Source organism: Flavobacterium sp. FlaQc-49 (genome assembly GCF_044005985.1).
Lineage (GTDB): Bacteria > Bacteroidota > Bacteroidia > Flavobacteriales > Flavobacteriaceae > Flavobacterium > Flavobacterium cupriresistens.
Map to the genome: position 1 here is coordinate 230,198 of NZ_JBIPCS010000008.1, position 17,205 is coordinate 247,402.

Here is a 17,205-nt window from a genome sequence, read left to right on the forward strand (position 1 = left end):
CCGATCCATCCAATAAGCTTTGTCGCTACTATATCTAAAGCTATTTACATGATTTTCGGGGACTAATAATCCTATGTTAGCATTAGAAAATGAATTAATGTTTCATTTCTAATGTACAAAATTAGAGTCTAGCTTCTTTTTTAAAACTATATTCGGCTTTCAATGTATTATAAACGTAATTGGTATAGAGATAAATTATTGGAAAAGCAGATAGGCTTTTACTTTCTCATATGGAAAAAGAATTTCTTTTGGACCATCAGCATAAGAGGCAGCCTCATAGGAGTTGTAATATAAAAGCAAGCCCTCTGAAGTATAAAAAATATTCTGTGGCAATTGAAATTTGTCGTTTTCAAACATCAGTCCCGTAGCATTAATGTTCGCTTTTTCAGGAATTTTGTATTTAGTTCGGAATTCTTTTTCGGCAAGAGCCTTAAATTCTTTTTGATTTTTGAAAATCTGATCGTTAAAAATTACTTTTCCGGTTTTAGGATTAAACAATAAAGAACGATACCCCTGATAACCGTGTGCTCCTCCTGTAAAAGTATAATGATCGATTTTTATATTTAAAATCTGTTCCGATTGAAATTCGACATTGCCTATGATTTTAGCTTCCCAGCCAAAAGTTTCTGTTGGGAATTTTTTGTGCATTTCTTCATAGGAAGCAATAAAGGAAGAAGCTAATGAATTATAGTCCGCTGATTTTAATGGTTTCTCTTCAAAGTAAACAATTTCTTTTACTACCGAGAATACTTTTTTATTGATGCTGTCTGCTACAATCGGAATGTTTTTTGCAATTGGAAGATCGATGCTGATGTTTGGACAATCTTTATCACAAGGCAAAGCCGATTTTTTTTGAAATGTTTCGTTTTCAAAAGAAAGCTCCTTGCTGCAGCTGATGAATAGGAGAAACGTAAAGACTAAAAAAAGATACTTTTTCATGTGTAAAAATGTTAATTATATACAAAGGTAAGAAGTTGTGGCAGGATTAAAATAAATTAAACGGTAAATTTGTATTCGTAAATCAGGTTAAAAAAAGGTAACTATATGAAATTCAACACAAAAGTGATACATGGTGGTCAACATCATGACCCGAGTACAGGAGCTGTTATGCCTCCGGTATATCAAACTTCAACTTATATTCAGACCAGTCCGGGGCAACCTTTGGGGGATTATGAATACAGTCGTGCATCAAATCCTACACGTACAGCATTAGAAAATGCTTTGGCAAGTATAGAAAACGGTACACGTGGATTGGCTTTTTCTTCTGGTTTGGCGGCTACAGATTGTGTATTGCGATCTTTTAAAGCAGGCGACGAAGTAATTGCCATGGACGATTTATATGGGGGAACCTATAGAATGTTTTCAAGAGTTTATAAGGATTCTGGGATTAAATTTCATTTTGTTGATATGACCGATATCGCAAAGTTGAAAGCTTTAATCAATGAAAATACAAAATTGATTTGGGTAGAAACACCAACAAATCCGTTGATGAAATTGGCCGATATTCAGGAAATAGCAAAAATAACCAAAGAACATAAAATCTGGTTAGCAGTAGACAATACTTTTGCGACTCCTTATTTGCAAAAACCGCTTGATTTGGGTGCAGACATCGTGATGCATTCTGCTACAAAATATTTAGGCGGGCATTCCGATGTTATCGCCGGAGCGCTTATAGTAAAAGATGAGGCTTTAGGAGAGCAATTGCATTTTCAGCAATTTGCAACCGGAGCAACACTTGGGCCAATGGATAGTTTCTTGGTTTTGAGAGGAATAAAAACACTTTCTCTTAGAGTACAAAGACATTGTGAAAATGGAGAAAAAGTGGTTGAGTTTTTGGCAAATCATCCAAAAGTAAAAACAGTTTATTATCCGGGACTTGCAAGTCACCCATTTCATGAAATTGCTAAAAAGCAAATGAAAGCGTTTGGTGGAATGGTTTCATTTGATTTTAAATCAGGTAAAAAAGAAGATTCGATTACCTTTTTAGAGAAACTTAAAGTTTTTACTCTTGCAGAATCATTAGGTGGAGTGGAGTCACTAGCAAATCATCCAGCTTTAATGACACATGCTTCTATTCCGGCTGATAAACGAGCAGAAGTCGGTATCACCGACGACTTAGTTCGTTTGAGTGTGGGTATCGAAGATGCAGAAGACTTAATCGCCGACTTAGAACAGGCTTTAGCATAAGGACAATAAGAAACGTCTCCATTGGAGGCGTTTTTTTTATGAATAAATGTAAGGATGAGTCTCAGTTTACGGTCTCAGTTTGCAGTTCTTAATTGAGACTGGGACTGTAAACTGGGACTCATTTCTTTTTTAAGTTTAAATTAGTGTCTCGGCGTTAAAATTTAACCATATAAGTCAGGTGAGTTTGTTTTAGCTGGACTTTGTCATTTTGAAAGAAGTTCTAAAAAGATCAGTTTGCAGCTTGGTTTAAAGTATGCACACGAATCTTCAAGACGAATATAGTTTTTGTACTTCTTGTAAAAAATTGGAATTTAAAAAATTGGAATTTATTTCAAAGAAACCCTCATTCTTTTATGATTTTTAAGGTTTTAGAAAGACTCGGGGTTGTGACTTTTATAAAGTAAACACCTGGAGCTAAAGCTGACATATCTACACTTCCCTGAGCCGAATGAATTGATTTTTCGATAACCGTCTGCCCTAAGAAATTAATAACCGCTATAGTTGTAATCTCTTTGTCAAAGGAAATATAGAAAACATCTTTAACCGGGTTCGGATAGTATTTTAAGTTAAGGGGGTCTGAATCTACGGGTGCTGTATTGTCTCCTTTTTTGTGAAAAGATATTTTGGTTTGAGCAAGAGAGAAGGAGCAGGTAATTAATAAAAGTAATAATGTAGCGTAGAAGTTTTTCATAAAAAGAATATTTATATGTTATGAAAAACAAAATTCAGGATACTATTAGGTTTAACTCTTATGTGTTTTATCGGTGTTATGAATAAAATCATATTCGTTATGCGTTTTTAAAACTTTGAAATCAAGTTTAAAAGGCACCGAAATTCTTGTAAAGTGTTGTTTTGTTTGTTGGGTATTGATTAGGGTACAGATCCATTTTATTTATGGAGAGGTTAATTAAAACCTACCACTTTAGGATCAGGGAAATGAAAATACCCCACAGTATCGGTTTAATTTTTTTTAAGCTGTACCCAGAATAAAGCCACAAACAGCAGAAAAAAAACTTTAGATTTAAAACCAAAAAAGTATACTCTTCAAAAAATTTGGAATTTCAAAAAATTTGGAATTTAAAATATGTTAGTCCCCAAAGTAATATATGTACCCTACGTTAAGCCAAACCTGAGAGTCATTAGATTTGTTTTCTTTGTATCTGGTTTTATTTGGGTTTAAACCGTCAACCCAGTCAGAACTAAAGCCTTGATAACGAATATCCAACATTAAATCGTTTATTTCATTTAATTTGTAATGAACTCCGACGCCTGTTGTCAAAGAGAAAGCGACACCGGTTTCTTCAGAAAAACCATATTTTCGACCATCTGAAGGGACAAGGTATTTTGGATAAGTGGTCTCGGGAGTTCCCAAAGGACCTAATGAAGAACTTACTTTTGTGGAGTAATAACTAGCCATAAATCCTAAACTTAAATAAGGACTAAACACACCAATGCTTCTCTCATAATCATGTATTTTCATAAATGGAGAAAATTCTAATTGTGCACCAAGGTTCAATAAGGTTGAACGTCCGGACATGGCTTTGAGTTGCTGAGTCGATAACTTTGATGGATTTCCTTCTACGGATGCTCCAAAATGATTTAATTTGGTAGTATTGAATGATAATTCCGATCTGACTTTAAAATGTTCTGAGAAAAAACCACCTCTGTTATTATTAGCAGAAAAGTTGATGAAGTGTACAATTCCCAGACCAAATCCTGTATTTCCTATAGTGGTGTCAAAATTGTTTCTTTCTCCATAATCGGACTGAAAAGATACAGGTCCGAATATTATTCCTACTTCTTGTGCAAAAGATTGCGCATTAACGTTGGTTGAGACTCCTAACAAGGCGAATAATGTGAGTACTATAGGTTTAAGCATGAGTTTGGGCTTTCAAATCTTGGCAAATATATAAAAAACATGCCCGATTCAAAATTTTAAATTGTGCTATTAGAAAATAAGTAGCAAAATGCTTAATTTGCTACTTTTAATTGGGTTGTTTTGATCTAAATTTAGAAGTGTAAAATAGTATTTTTCGGATTGTTTGAAAAAAATATAATTCGATGATTCAAATGAAAAAAAATAGCATTAAATTATCATTTTATCCTATCTTTGCGTGTCAAAACGAAAACGTTTTCTTAAACGTGTTTTCTAAGTTTACAAGGAGTGTAAATAAAATAATTTACTAGAATAATTTATTTAAAAAATGGAACAAAAAATAAATGAATTTATGGCTCTTGTTGAGTCAAAAAATCCAAACGAGCCAGAATTTCTTCAAGCCGTTAGAGAATTTGCAGAAACGGTAATTCCATTTATCGCTGAAAGAAAAAAGTACGATGGAAAAAACTTACTTCTTAGAATGGCTGAGCCAGAACGTTCTATAATTTTTAGAGTTCCATGGGTAGATGATAATGGAGAGATCATTGTAAACAGAGGTTTCAGAATTCAAATGAATTCTGCTATCGGACCTTACAAGGGTGGAATTAGATTTCATCATACAGTGAATTTGTCTGTATTGAAATTTCTTGCTTTTGAACAAGTTTTTAAAAATAGTCTGACAACACTTCCTATGGGAGGTGGAAAAGGAGGTTCTGATTTTGATCCTGAAGGAAAAACCGATGGAGAGATCATGCGTTTCTGTCAGTCCTTTATGACTGAATTATGTCGCCATATTGGTCCTGACCTGGATGTTCCTGCGGGAGATATTGGTGTTGGTGCCAGAGAAATTGGTTATTTATTTGGTCAATACAAAAGAATCAGAAACGAATTTACGGGTGTTTTAACCGGAAAAGGAATTGCTTATGGTGGTTCATTAATTCGTCCTGAGGCTACCGGATACGGAGTGGTTTATTTTACAGACCAAATGTTACGTACTATCGGACATGAGATAAAAGGAAAAAGAGTAGCTATTTCAGGTTTCGGAAACGTGGCTTGGGGTGTTGCTTTGAAAATAAATGAATTAGGCGGGAAAGTGGTAACAATTTCCGGACCTGATGGTTATGTTTATGATGAAGAAGGAATCTCTGGAGAGAAAATCGAACATATGGTTGAAATGAGAGCAACCGGAGATAACAGAGCTGAGAACTACCTTAAGAAATATCCAAATGCTGTTTTCCATAAAGGAAAAAGCCCTTGGGAAGTAAAAGTAGATATCGCTATTCCATGTGCTACTCAAAACGAATTGAATGGTGAAGATGCTCAAAAACTAATCGATAATGGAGTATTGTGTGTAACGGAAGCTGCTAATATGCCTTCTACACTAGATGCTATTAAATTATTCTTAGACAATAAGGTATTATTCGCTCCTGGAAAAGCTGCAAATGCAGGAGGAGTTGCTGCTTCTGGGTTAGAAATGACACAGAACTCTATTCGTCTGAACTGGACTAGTGAAGAAGTAGATTTAAGATTAAAAGATATCATGGTTGGAATTCACAACCAATGTAAAAAATACGGTGTTGGTGAAGACGGTTACGTAAATTACGTAAAAGGAGCTAATATTGCCGGATTTGTTAAAGTTGCTGATGCTATGCTTGCTCAAGGTGTAGTGTAATTTTAATTACAATTTAATAAATGCCTTCATTCGTCTTATGATGAATCGAAGGCATTTTTTTGTTTTAGCGTTTTTTTATAGTCTGAAATCAGTTGCGAATCGAGACTATTTTTATTTTACCACAGATTGCAATACAATACGTTTTTAGACTTTGATGAAGAGTGGCTAACTTTTACAGCATGTCATTCAAATGGAAATAGGTAAATAAAATGGCAAGCTGATTTAAAGGATTAGCCAGATTAAGCTGATTTTTTGGATTAGTACTTTTTCTAAAATCTACAACGCTAGCGATAACAAACAGACGAAGTAAATCTGCGGGAAAAAAGATCAAAATGATTAGATAATCGGTGTAGATCTTTTTAATCTGTGGCAAAAAAATAATTCGAGCTAATTCGTGAAATTCGTGGCAAAAAAAAAACAATTAGCCCCAATTCATGAAAATAGCTATCTGAATTATTTATGAAGAGAACAAAAATCAAATACTTTCGTTTGTAGTATATTTGTCTCTCTATAGCGATCTAATAATGAAAAAAAGGTTTTTATGTGTTTTGTTTTTGTTGCTGATGCAATTGAGTTTTGGGCAAAACACCTTGTCTTGGCAGGGATATTTTTCGTTTAACGAAATAAAGGATATTTCAGAAAGTCCAACAACTGTTTTTGCTGCCTCAGAAAATGCATTGTTTTCTAAAAATTCGACTACGAATATAATTAAAACGACCACCACTGTTGATGGCTTGTCCGGCCAAACTATTTCTGCCTTATATTATAGTGAAAGTGCCAAAAAAACTTTAGTCGGTTATGAGAATGGCTTGCTCATTCTTGTCAATGAAGCTGATGGAGGTATTGTGAAAAAAGTAGACATTATCAACAAGCAGTTACCTTCGAATTTAAAGAAAATCAATCATTTTATGGAGTATAATGGGTTGGTTTATATTTCCTGTGACTTTGGAATTGTTCAGTTTAATCTGAAAACCGCTCAATTTGGAGATACTTATTTTATAGGAGACAATGGAGCACAAATAAGCATAAAACAAACGGCTTTTTTTAACGGGTCTATTTTTGCTGCAACTTCCAGTGGAATTAGAAAAGCAGAAATTACGAATCCCAATCTTATCGATTTTAGTCAGTGGAGTACAGTAAATATGGGAGATTGGTCCGGTGTTGAGGCTTTTGATACAGAGCTTGTGGCGGTTAATGCTGCAGGATATTTGCATCGTTATAACTCTAATACATTTGTTGGATTTTTTCAACTTTCTCAGCCTGCTACAGACATTCGTTCCAAAAATCATAATTTGTTTATTACAACGCCTAATACGGTTTATGTCTATAATAATCAAATGGTGTTGAATCGTCAAATTAGCAATACGCAGGTTTTGAATGATAAATTGAGTTTTACTTGTGCTACTGCGGTTGGAGATGTAATTAGTATCGGTACCAAAGAGAACGGTTTGTTTTCTTCGACACTTTCCGGAGTTTCGGTCTTTGAGAATAATACCCCAAGTGGACCTGTGCGGAATAACATCTTTTCAATGGATGTAGCAACAAGTGTGCTTTGGACTGTTTATGGTGATTATAACATATCTTACGATCCGTATCCCTTGGATAGTTATGGTGTTAGTAGATACAATGCTTCCGGTTGGTTGAATATTCCTTACGAGAGTGTTTTTGACGCAAAATCAATGACACGGGTTATCGTTAATCCAAACAATGAAAAACAAGCCTATGTTAGTTCTTTTTTTTCAGGATTGTTAAAGATAGATAATGATGTGCCAACTACGCTCTATAATGAAAAAAACAGCGGTCTGGAAACATTGACTTTTTTGGGGCCGAACTACATAGACGTTCGTATAAATGGAAATGCTTTTGATAAATCAGGAAATTTATGGATAACCAACAGTTTGGTTAAAAATGGTTTGAAAGTCCTGAAAACAGACGGTCAATGGCAGAGTTATTCGATGAGTTCGATCATTACCGATATTAACGGTACAAGTTACGGGAATATCGTTATTGATAAAAACGGTACCAAGTGGATGGGGACTAATAGAGAAGGAGTAGTTGCTTTTAATGAAAAGACAAATACATTTAAGAAAATAACAACCGGAGAGGATTCAGGAAACCTGCCGGCAGCAGACGTTAGAGCGGTAGCGGTCGATACTAAAGGACAGCTTTGGATAGGTACTACAAAAGGATTGCGGGTTTTGTCGAACGTAAGTAATTTTCAATCTGATAGTCAGTTAAAAGCGAATGCAATTATTATCATCGACGATAATTTGGCTCAGGAATTATTGTACGAACAATTTGTAACTGCCATTGTTGTAGACGGTGCAAATAATAAATGGATTGGAACTCTGGATTCCGGGGTTTTTATGGTATCTCCAAATGGTCAGGAAACAAAATATCATTTTACGGTAAATAATTCACCTCTGCCGAGTAATACGATTAATGATATAAAAATTAACAGTGCAACGGGTGAGGTTTTTATAGCAACTAATAAAGGGATGGTTTCTTTTAAAGGAATAGCAACCGGTGCCAATGAAAATCTGAATAATGTGTTCGTATATCCAAATCCCGTTAGACCAAATTATTCCGGAACTGTAAAAATAGCCGGATTAATCGATAAAGCCAATATTAAAATAACCGATATAGAAGGCAATTTGGTCTATGAAACAACCTCAGAAGGCGGTACAATCGAATGGGATACAACCGCTTTTGGGAGATATAAAGTAGCTTCCGGTGTGTATATGGTTTTTATTTCGGCTCAGGACGGTGAAGAGACTAAGGTTAAGAAGGTGATGATTATTCGGTAAGTTATTTTAAGTTTCAGGTTTAACGTTTCAAGTTTCAAGTTTAGCGTGAAACCTGAAACTTGAAACAACCCCTCGACAAGAACAAAAAGGAGACAAAAGTGCAAGTCAAAACCAAAGCAATAGTAATTTCGGCCTTAAAATTTCAAGAGAAAAGTTTGATTGTAAAATGTTTTACACTTTCAAATGGCTTGAAATCTTATTTTGTACGCGATGCTTTTTCGGGGCGTAAAGTCAGTCAGAAAATTGCGTATTTTCAGCCTTTGTCTATTTTGGAAATTGAAGCAGTTCATAAAAACAAAGGTACTTTAGAGAATTTCAAGGAAATAAAAACAGCAGTTCCTTTTCAAAGCATTCATACCGATATTGTAAAAAGTACAATGGTGATGTTTTTGTCGGAGATGCTCCATTATTCCATTCAGGAAGAAGAGAAAAACGAATCGCTTTTTTTGTTTTTAGAGACCGCTTTAACCTGGTTGGATCAGCATGATGAAATTTCTAATTTTCACTTGACGCTACTGCTGGAAACGACCAAATATTTAGGATTTTATCCCGATGTTTCAGAAATGAATTTGCCTTATTTTGAAATGTACGATGGTGTTTTTACCCATTTTCACGGTCTGGGTTCACTGACGGAACACGAAAGTGATTTGTTTAAAAAACTGATTGATTTGAAATTTGATAACGATCAGAAAGTTTTTAATGTTGCTGAAAGACAAATACTCCTTAAAATTCTGATTGATTACTACCGTTTTCACTTAGATGGATTTAAAAATCCGAAATCTTTAGAGGTTTTAAAAGAAGTTTTCTCTTAAATTTTCGAAACAGACGATCTTTTTTGTTGAATTTATTAGAAATTCCGTGACTTCATTCTTTTTTCTGTCATCTTTTATCTATATTCCTCAAAATTCCTTACTTTCGCACCTCGTTTAAGAAAAGGATAAAATGAGTACAAAATTTACTGAATACAAAGGACTTGACTTGCCTACAGTGGCATCAGAAGTATTTGATTTTTGGAAGAAAGAAAATATATTTGAAAAGAGTGTAACTACACGTGAAGGTGCTGAACCTTATGTGTTTTTTGAAGGACCTCCTTCAGCTAATGGTTTACCGGGAATTCACCACGTGATGGCACGTGCTATTAAAGATATTTTTTGCAGATATAAAACTCAAAAAGGTTTTCAGGTAAAAAGAAAAGCCGGTTGGGATACGCACGGATTGCCTGTAGAATTAGGTACCGAGAAAGAACTAGGAATCACAAAAGAAGATATTGGTAAAACCATTTCTATTGAAGAATATAACGAAGCGTGTAAAAAAACCGTAATGCGTTATACCGATGTATGGAATGATCTAACCGAAAAAATGGGCTACTGGGTAGATATGGAAGATCCATATGTGACTTACAAACCCAAATATATGGAGTCTGTTTGGTGGCTTTTGAAGCAAATCTACGATAAAGGTTTGCTGTACAAAGGTTATACTATTCAGCCTTATTCTCCAAAAGCAGGAACTGGATTGTCTTCTCACGAGGTAAATCAGCCTGGAGCTTACCGTGATGTTACTGATACTACGATTGTAGCACAATTTAAAACACTACCGGAAACACTACCTTCATTTTTACAAGGATTTGGAGACGTTCACATTTTAGCATGGACAACCACTCCTTGGACTTTGCCATCAAACACAGCATTGACAGTTGGGCCAAAAATTGATTATGTTTTGGTGAAAACCTTCAATCAATATACTTTCGAGCCAATAAATGTTGTTTTAGCAAAGAATCTGGTTGGAAAACAATTTGGAAAAGGGTTTTTTGCCAGTACAGAGGAAGCTGATTTTGCAAATTTCAAATCTGGAGATAAAAATATCCCGTATACTATACTAACAGAAGCTAAAGGTGCCGATTTAGTAGAGATTCGTTACGAGCAATTATTGCCTTATACATTGCCTTATCAAAATGCAGAAAATGCATTTAGAGTAATTTCTGGTGATTTCGTGACTACAGAAGACGGAACCGGAATTGTACATACTGCTCCAACTTTTGGTGCAGACGATGCTAAAGTAGCAAAAGAAGCTAAGCCGGAAGTTCCGCCAATGTTGGTTTTGGACGAAAGTGGTACAGCAGTTCCATTAGTAGATTTGCAAGGGAAATTCACTTCGCACATGGGTGAGTTTGCTGGTAAATATGTTAAAAACGAATATTATGACGCCGGACAAGCTCCTGAGCGTTCTGTAGATGTTGAAATCGCTATTCGTTTAAAAGAAGAAAATAAAGCTTTTAAAGTAGAAAAATATGTTCACAGTTACCCTCACAGCTGGAGAACAGACGAACCGCTTTTATATTATCCGTTAGATTCCTGGTTTATTAAGGTGACTGACGTAAAAGATAGAATGTTCGATTTGAATGAAACTATTAACTGGAAACCTAAATCTACCGGTGAAGGACGTTTCGGAAATTGGTTGAAAAATGCCAACGACTGGAACTTATCTCGTTCTAGATATTGGGGTATTCCGTTGCCAATTTGGAGAACCGAAGACAAAAAAGAAGAAGTTTTAATTGGTTCTGTTGAAGAATTATACAACGCAATTGAGAAAGCTATTGAAGCCGGTTTTCAAAAAGAAAACCCATTCAAAGATTTCGAAATCGGGAATATGTCTGAAGCAAATTATGATTTAATCGATTTACATAAAAATGTAGTAGATCAAATTACGTTGGTTTCAGCTTCAGGAAAACCAATGAAACGAGAAAGCGATTTGATCGATGTTTGGTTTGATTCTGGTGCAATGCCTTATGCACAATGGCATTATCCTTTTGAAAATAAGGATAAAATCGACGAGAATAAAGACTTCCCTGCGAATTTTATCGCTGAAGGTGTAGATCAGACTCGTGGATGGTTTTATACGTTACATGCTATCGGAACTTTGGTTTTTGATAAAGTGGCGTACAAAAATGTAGTTTCAAATGGTTTGGTTTTAGATAAAAACGGACTAAAGATGTCAAAAAGTAAAGGGAATTCAATAGATCCTTTTACAACAATTAAAGAATACGGACCTGATGCCACACGTTGGTACATGATTTCGAACGCAAACCCTTGGGATAACCTGAAGTTTGATTTGGAAGGAATCGCTGAGGTTCGTCGTAAATTCTTCGGAACGTTATACAATACGTATTCTTTCTTTAGTTTATACGCCAATATTGATGGTTTTAAATACGCTGAAGCCGAAATTCCGTTAAACGAAAGACCGGAAATTGATCAGTGGATTATGTCTGAATTACATACGTTAATAAAATTTGTTGACGAATGTTACGAAGAATACGAACCAACAAAAGCAGCAAGAGCTATTTCTGACTTCGTTCAGGAAAACCTAAGTAACTGGTACGTTCGTTTGTGTCGTCGTCGCTTCTGGAAAGGCGAATATGCACATGATAAAATTGCGGCTTACCAGACACTTTATACCTGTTTGCTTACCATAAGTAAACTAAGCGCCCCGATCGCTCCTTTTTTCATGGATAAATTGTATCGTGATTTGACAGTTTCTACAGGATCTGAGCAATATGCCAGTGTTCACTTGGCTGAGTTCCCGAAATTTGTCGAAAACTTTGTTAATAAAACGTTAGAAAGCAAAATGCAGAAGGCGCAAACCATCTCCTCTTTGGTGTTGTCACTTCGTAAAAAGGAAATGATTAAGGTACGTCAACCTTTACAAAAGGTAATGATTCCGGTACTTGACGATAATCAACGTGCTGAAATTGAAGCTATTTCCGAGTTGGTAAAAGCCGAAGTAAACGTTAAAGAAATCATACTTTTAGATGATGCTTCAGGTATTTTGGTAAAACAAATTAAACCTAATTTTAAAGCTTTAGGACCACGCTTCGGTAAGGATATGGGTCTGATTTCTAAGGAAATACAAGGTTTTTCTGCCGATCAGATCAATCAGTTAGACAAGGAAGGGACGTTAGATATTGTTATTGCTGGAAATAACGTAACTTTATCATTAGAAGATGTCGAAATAACCTCACAAGATATCGAAGGATGGTTGGTTGCAAATTCAGGTGGAATAACAGTAGCACTTGATATAACAATCACCGAAGAATTGAAGAATGAAGGTATTGCGAGGGAATTGGTAAACAGAATCCAGAATATTCGTAAAGATTCAGGATTTGAGGTTACAGACAAAATTAAAGTTCAGCTTAAAAGAAGTGGTCTTTTGGAAGAAGCAATTCTGAAAAACGAAGCTTACATTAAGTCAGAAACATTAACAGATAGTTTGGTTTTTGTTGACGCTTTAGAAAACGGCACAGAAATTGAGTTTGATGATATTAAAACAACGATATTAATTTCAAAATAATATAAAAATGGTAGATGAAATTACAAGATACTCTGACGCCGATTTGGCAGAGTTCAAAGAGATAATCCAAAATAAAATACAAAAGGCACAAGCAGATCTTGATTTAATCAAAAGTGCTTATATGAACGACTTGAATAACGGAACAGATGATACTTCTCCTACTTTCAAAGCTTTCGAAGAAGGAAGTGAAACCATGTCTAAAGAAGCGAACTCTCAGTTGGCTATCAGACAAGAGAAGTTTATTCGTGATCTGAAAAATGCATTATTCCGTGTCGAAAACAAAACATACGGTATCTGTAAAGTAACAGGAAAATTAATCGGTAAAGAAAGACTTAAAATCGTTCCTCATGCTACAATGAGCATCGAAGCCAAGAATTTACAGAGATAATATCTCAGATACTTAAAAATTAGCGCTCCTTTAGGAGCGTTTTTTTTATTTAATTGTTATTTTTGCCATCAAAATTTCATAAAATGTCATTACGAAAAGCGTATTTCCTTATATTTTTAGTTTTAATTGTGGATCAACTTTCTAAAATTTATGTAAAAACAAATTTTATTCTTGGTGAAGAAGTTGTTATTGCAGATTGGTTTAGAATTCATTTCATAGAAAATGAAGGAATGGCATGGGGAACAAAAATTCCGGGTGAATACGGAAAATTAATTCTGACTGTTTTCAGAATTTTTGCTGTATTCGGAATCGGGTATTGGTTGGCAGATGCAATTAAAAAACGTCATTCCAATTATTTGGTTGTAGCAATAGCGTTAATTTTTGCCGGTGCAGCAGGAAATATCCTGGATTCTGTTTTTTACGGTGTAATTTTCGATGACAGTTCACATAACCTGGCTACTCTTTTTTCACCAGCGCCATACGGTACATGGTTTCACGGTTTGGTGGTAGATATGTTTTATTTTCCAATCTGGGAAGGTAATTTGCCAACTTGGTTGCCAATCTTTGGAGGAAAGCATTTTATGTTCTTTAATGCTATTTTTAATGTGGCTGATGTAGCCATCTCAACTGGGGTTGGAATATTGTTGGTCTTTAATAAAAGAGCATTTCCTAAACACTAAGTTCTTTTGAAAGAATAGTGTTTTTAGGTTTCGAAAATTAATAGTGCTTTAAAAATGCTATTTTTGTCATACAAAAACTAAGCTTATGCAAAGTCCGTCTTTCTCCATTTATGATGCTTCTGCAGGTTCGGGAAAGACCTATACTTTGGTTAAGGAATACCTGAAGATTATCCTTTCCTCGTCAAAAAACGATGCCTATCGAAATATTTTGGCCATAACTTTTACCAACAAGGCGGTTCATGAAATGAAAAGCCGTATTGTAGGCAGTTTATCTGAGTTTACAAAAGAAATCCCTTCCGATAAAGCATCCGATTTAATGGAGGATTTGTCGAGAGAAACAGGGCTTTCGATCATCAGAATCAAAACAAAATCTCAAAATATCATCAAGCACCTGATTCATAATTATGCGGCTTTTGATATTTCTACTATTGATAAATTTACACATAAGGTAATTCGTGCTTTTGCACACGATTTGAATTTACCGATGACTTTTGAGGTTACTCTGGACACTGAAAATTTACTGGTAGAAGCTGTCGATGCCATTATTGCTCAGGCTGGACAGGACGAAACACTTACCAAATTACTTATTGATTTTACGATGGAAAAGACCGACGACGATAAGAGTTGGGATGTTTCGCGTGAAATTCTGGAAACCGGTAGGTTGGTTCTGAATGAAAACAACCGAAATGAAATTTTGCATTTTCAGGATAAGTCCATTGAGGAGTTTATCGCCATAAAAAAGAAAATGTCGGCTTTGTGTGCCGATCTGGAAAAAGAGAATGCGGGGTTTGCTGCCGAATTACTCGTTTTAATTGATAAAAACGGAATTGACCTGAAATCTTTTTCAAGAGGAACTTTTCCAAATCATCTGGAAAGTATTAAGGATGGAAAATTTAATCCAAAGAATAAAACCTTTCATGAGTTTGAGGATATTGCCATCAATAAAACGGCGAAAGACAAAGCAATAATCGAAAACCTTATTCCGGAATTGCTTCAAACACTGGTTAAAATCTATAAAAACTTCGAGAAAAGAGATTTCTACAAAGCTTTTCTTAAAAATATTACGCCTTTATCATTGCTGAATACCGTTAGTAATGAATTGGCCAAAATTCAATCCGAGCAAAATATATTATCTATTTCTGAATTTAATGCGATCATTTATCGGGAGATTCAGAATCAACCCGCGCCTTTTATCTATGAGCGTCTGGGAGAACGGTACCGTCATTTTTTTATTGACGAATTCCAGGATACTTCAGAAATGCAATGGCAAAACTTGATTCCGTTAATTGATAATGCGCTTGCCGGTCAGGACGATTTGGGAAATAAGGGTACTTTGATGATTGTTGGAGATCCCAAACAATCCATTTATCGCTGGAGAGGTGGTAAAGCCGAGCAATTTATCGAATTGAGTAAGGGAGAAAATCCATTTAGCAATAAAGATCAAAAACTGGAGCATTTAGATACCAATTACCGCAGTTATAGTGAGGTGATCGATTTTAATAATGCTTTTTTTAAGTTGATTTCTGCTGAATTTTCAAATGAGGATTATAAAGATTTGTATGAGAATCATAGTTTTCAAAATGCAAATTCCAAAAAAGGAGGCTATGTCAATATCTCTTTTCTTCCTGTTGTTGAAAAAAGTGATTTTGCAGATGAAGAAGAAGTGGTCGAAAAATCAGATTTGTATGTTTTGGCTACTTTAAATACAATTCAGAATGTAGTTCGGGAAGGTTTTGAGTATAAAGACATTGTGATTCTGACCCGTAAAAGGGGGCAGGGAATTGCGATTGCTAATTATTTGACAGAACAAAATATTCCGCTATTGTCTTCAGAAACACTGATGATTCAAAATGCAACAGAAGTGCGTTTAATAATTCATCTGTTGAAATACTTAAATAATAGCGCTGATTTAGAAGCAAAAGCTAATTTTCTGCATTTTTTAACGGGTACTTTAGAAACCGAAATACCGGTTCATGATTTTATTGCTCAGGGAATGAGTAAGAAATTTGAAAGTGATTTTGAAAACTGGCTTCTGACATTTGATGTCTCACTATCTTTCGAGAATATCAGAAAAAAATCCTTGTATGAGGCAGTTGAAATTATCATTTCAAAATTCGTTCTTCCAACCGAAGGGAATGCCTATGTACAGTTTTTTCTCGATATTGTTTTAGAACGTGATATTAGAAATCAGGCCGGAATAGCAGACTTTCTTAGTTTTTGGGAGAAGAATGGAGAGAAATTTAGTATTCCGTCTCCCGAAGGAAATAATGCCGTTCGGATTATGACCATTCATAAATCGAAAGGATTGGAATTTCCGGTTGTTATCATGCCGTTTGCGGAAGAAGATTATAACAGAAAGCCAAAAGACAAGCTTTGGTTGGATGCCGAAGAGGAAAATTTGGGGGTTCCAAAAGCGCTAATTGACAATAGTAGTGCTGTTGAAGGGTTTGGTGAAAGTGCTTCGGCTGTTTTTAATTTGAAAAAACAAGAAGAATTACTTGATAACATCAACGTTTTGTATGTGGCATTAACACGTGCCGAAGAGCAGCTTTATGTTATTTCGCAGTCTTTAAAAGAGCGGAAGGATGGAGAGTTCCCAAGTAATATGGCTTCGTTTTTTATAAAATATCTGATTCATAAAGGGATTTACGATCCGGAAAAATTAGAATATGATTTTGGAAATAAGAAGAAACTTTCGCCCTTATCAAAAAAGGCAGATTTAGTTCGTACGATTCCAATGATTTCTGAAGTTTTAAATCCGAAGAATATAAAAATTGCGCAACGCGAGGCGCTCATGTGGGGTACGCACCAACAAGAAGCAATCTCCTATGGAAATGTAGTTCATGAAATCTTAGCTTTTGTTAAGGATAAATCAGATATTGATCTGGCAGTTGTAAAAGCAATGGAGAATGGTCTGGTAACTTTTGATCAGTCTGAAAAAGTATTGTTGACGCTTCAGGAAATTGTAAATCATCCCGAGTTGACCATTTACTTTGATGGAAAAGATAAGATTTTGAATGAGCAAACAATTGTTCAGAAGGAGGGTAAGATTTTAAAACCGGACCGTGTGGTGCTGACAAAGAGCAAAGAAGCTTATCTTTTAGATTATAAAACGGGGGCTGTTAATGCGAAATACACCAGACAAATTCAGGAATATCAAGATGCAATCGAGGATTTGGGATATAAAGTGTTAAAAAAAGCACTGGTGTATATAGGAACAGCTGTCGATGTGGTAAATTTGTGATAAAATT

The 17,205-nt window shown here is 35.2% G+C and carries 11 protein-coding genes; 8 read left to right on the forward strand and 3 right to left on the reverse strand.

From position 1 onward, the window contains the following. Positions 1-195: 195 nt before the first annotated feature. Positions 196-939: a DUF3298 domain-containing protein gene (locus ACHRV3_RS17320; RefSeq protein ID WP_395435402.1), complete on the reverse strand. Its 744-nt coding sequence runs from the start codon at positions 937-939 to the stop codon at positions 196-198. Between the two features lie 105 nt (positions 940-1,044). Between ACHRV3_RS17320 and ACHRV3_RS17325 the strand changes: the two genes are divergently transcribed. Beyond that, positions 1,045-2,187 (forward strand): cystathionine gamma-synthase, encoded by a 1,143-nt coding sequence (locus ACHRV3_RS17325; RefSeq protein ID WP_395435401.1) that lies wholly within the window; start codon positions 1,045-1,047, stop codon positions 2,185-2,187. A gap of 343 nt (positions 2,188-2,530) precedes the next feature. On the opposite strand, the gene ACHRV3_RS17330 is transcribed toward ACHRV3_RS17325, so the two are convergent. Together ACHRV3_RS17330 and ACHRV3_RS17335 are read right to left on the reverse strand one after the other, a co-directional pair. Then, positions 2,531-2,878 (reverse strand): T9SS type A sorting domain-containing protein, encoded by a 348-nt coding sequence (locus tag ACHRV3_RS17330; RefSeq protein ID WP_230003750.1) that lies wholly within the window; start codon positions 2,876-2,878, stop codon positions 2,531-2,533. A gap of 396 nt (positions 2,879-3,274) precedes the next feature. Beyond that, positions 3,275-4,066 carry a THC0290_0291 family protein gene (locus ACHRV3_RS17335; protein ID WP_395435400.1) on the reverse strand — a complete coding sequence of 264 codons (792 nt, stop codon included), beginning with the start codon at positions 4,064-4,066 and terminating at the stop codon, positions 3,275-3,277. A gap of 325 nt (positions 4,067-4,391) precedes the next feature. Between ACHRV3_RS17335 and gdhA the strand changes: the two genes are divergently transcribed. From gdhA to ACHRV3_RS17370, 7 genes are all read left to right on the forward strand, one after another. Then, positions 4,392-5,735 (forward strand): NADP-specific glutamate dehydrogenase, encoded by a 1,344-nt coding sequence (gene gdhA, locus ACHRV3_RS17340; RefSeq protein ID WP_047776719.1) that lies wholly within the window; start codon positions 4,392-4,394, stop codon positions 5,733-5,735. Positions 5,736-6,259: 524 nt separating this feature from the next. After that, the gene (locus ACHRV3_RS17345; RefSeq protein WP_395435399.1) at positions 6,260-8,542 is read left to right on the forward strand and encodes a two-component regulator propeller domain-containing protein; all 2,283 of its coding nucleotides are present in this window, start codon (positions 6,260-6,262) and stop codon (positions 8,540-8,542) included. A 98-nt stretch (positions 8,543-8,640) separates the two neighbouring features. Then, entirely contained in the window at positions 8,641-9,354 is a 714-nt protein-coding gene (gene recO / locus ACHRV3_RS17350; RefSeq protein ID WP_395435398.1) for a DNA repair protein RecO, read from the forward strand. 130 nt (positions 9,355-9,484) lie between these two features. Further along, positions 9,485-12,886, forward strand: a complete 3,402-nt coding sequence (gene ileS / locus ACHRV3_RS17355) for an isoleucine--tRNA ligase (protein ID WP_395435397.1) — start codon at positions 9,485-9,487, stop codon at positions 12,884-12,886. Positions 12,887-12,893: 7 nt separating this feature from the next. Continuing rightward, positions 12,894-13,274, forward strand: a complete 381-nt coding sequence (locus tag ACHRV3_RS17360) for a TraR/DksA C4-type zinc finger protein (protein WP_035681592.1) — start codon at positions 12,894-12,896, stop codon at positions 13,272-13,274. 83 nt (positions 13,275-13,357) lie between these two features. Further along, a complete protein-coding gene (locus ACHRV3_RS17365; protein WP_047776727.1) occupies positions 13,358-13,954 on the forward strand; it encodes a lipoprotein signal peptidase in 597 nt (198 codons plus the stop codon). Positions 13,955-14,039: 85 nt separating this feature from the next. Beyond that, positions 14,040-17,198 carry a UvrD-helicase domain-containing protein gene (locus tag ACHRV3_RS17370; protein ID WP_395435396.1) on the forward strand — a complete coding sequence of 1,053 codons (3,159 nt, stop codon included), beginning with the start codon at positions 14,040-14,042 and terminating at the stop codon, positions 17,196-17,198. Positions 17,199-17,205 lie beyond the last annotated feature (7 nt).

Bases quoted from the DNA above. Each gene is read 5' to 3' on its own strand.
- gdhA (WP_047776719.1), top strand. From the start codon at position 4,392: ATGGAACAAAAAATAAATGAATTTATGGCTCTTGTTGAGTCAAAAAAT.
- ACHRV3_RS17325 (WP_395435401.1), top strand. From the start codon at position 1,045: ATGAAATTCAACACAAAAGTGATACATGGTGGTCAACATCATGACCCG.
- ACHRV3_RS17365 (WP_047776727.1), top strand. From the start codon at position 13,358: ATGTCATTACGAAAAGCGTATTTCCTTATATTTTTAGTTTTAATTGTG.
- ACHRV3_RS17345 (WP_395435399.1), top strand. From the start codon at position 6,260: ATGAAAAAAAGGTTTTTATGTGTTTTGTTTTTGTTGCTGATGCAATTG.
- ACHRV3_RS17320 (WP_395435402.1), bottom strand. From the start codon at position 939: ATGAAAAAGTATCTTTTTTTAGTCTTTACGTTTCTCCTATTCATCAGC.
- ileS (WP_395435397.1), top strand. From the start codon at position 9,485: ATGAGTACAAAATTTACTGAATACAAAGGACTTGACTTGCCTACAGTG.
- ACHRV3_RS17360 (WP_035681592.1), top strand. From the start codon at position 12,894: ATGGTAGATGAAATTACAAGATACTCTGACGCCGATTTGGCAGAGTTC.
- ACHRV3_RS17370 (WP_395435396.1), top strand. From the start codon at position 14,040: ATGCAAAGTCCGTCTTTCTCCATTTATGATGCTTCTGCAGGTTCGGGA.
- ACHRV3_RS17335 (WP_395435400.1), bottom strand. From the start codon at position 4,066: ATGCTTAAACCTATAGTACTCACATTATTCGCCTTGTTAGGAGTCTCA.
- ACHRV3_RS17330 (WP_230003750.1), bottom strand. From the start codon at position 2,878: ATGAAAAACTTCTACGCTACATTATTACTTTTATTAATTACCTGCTCC.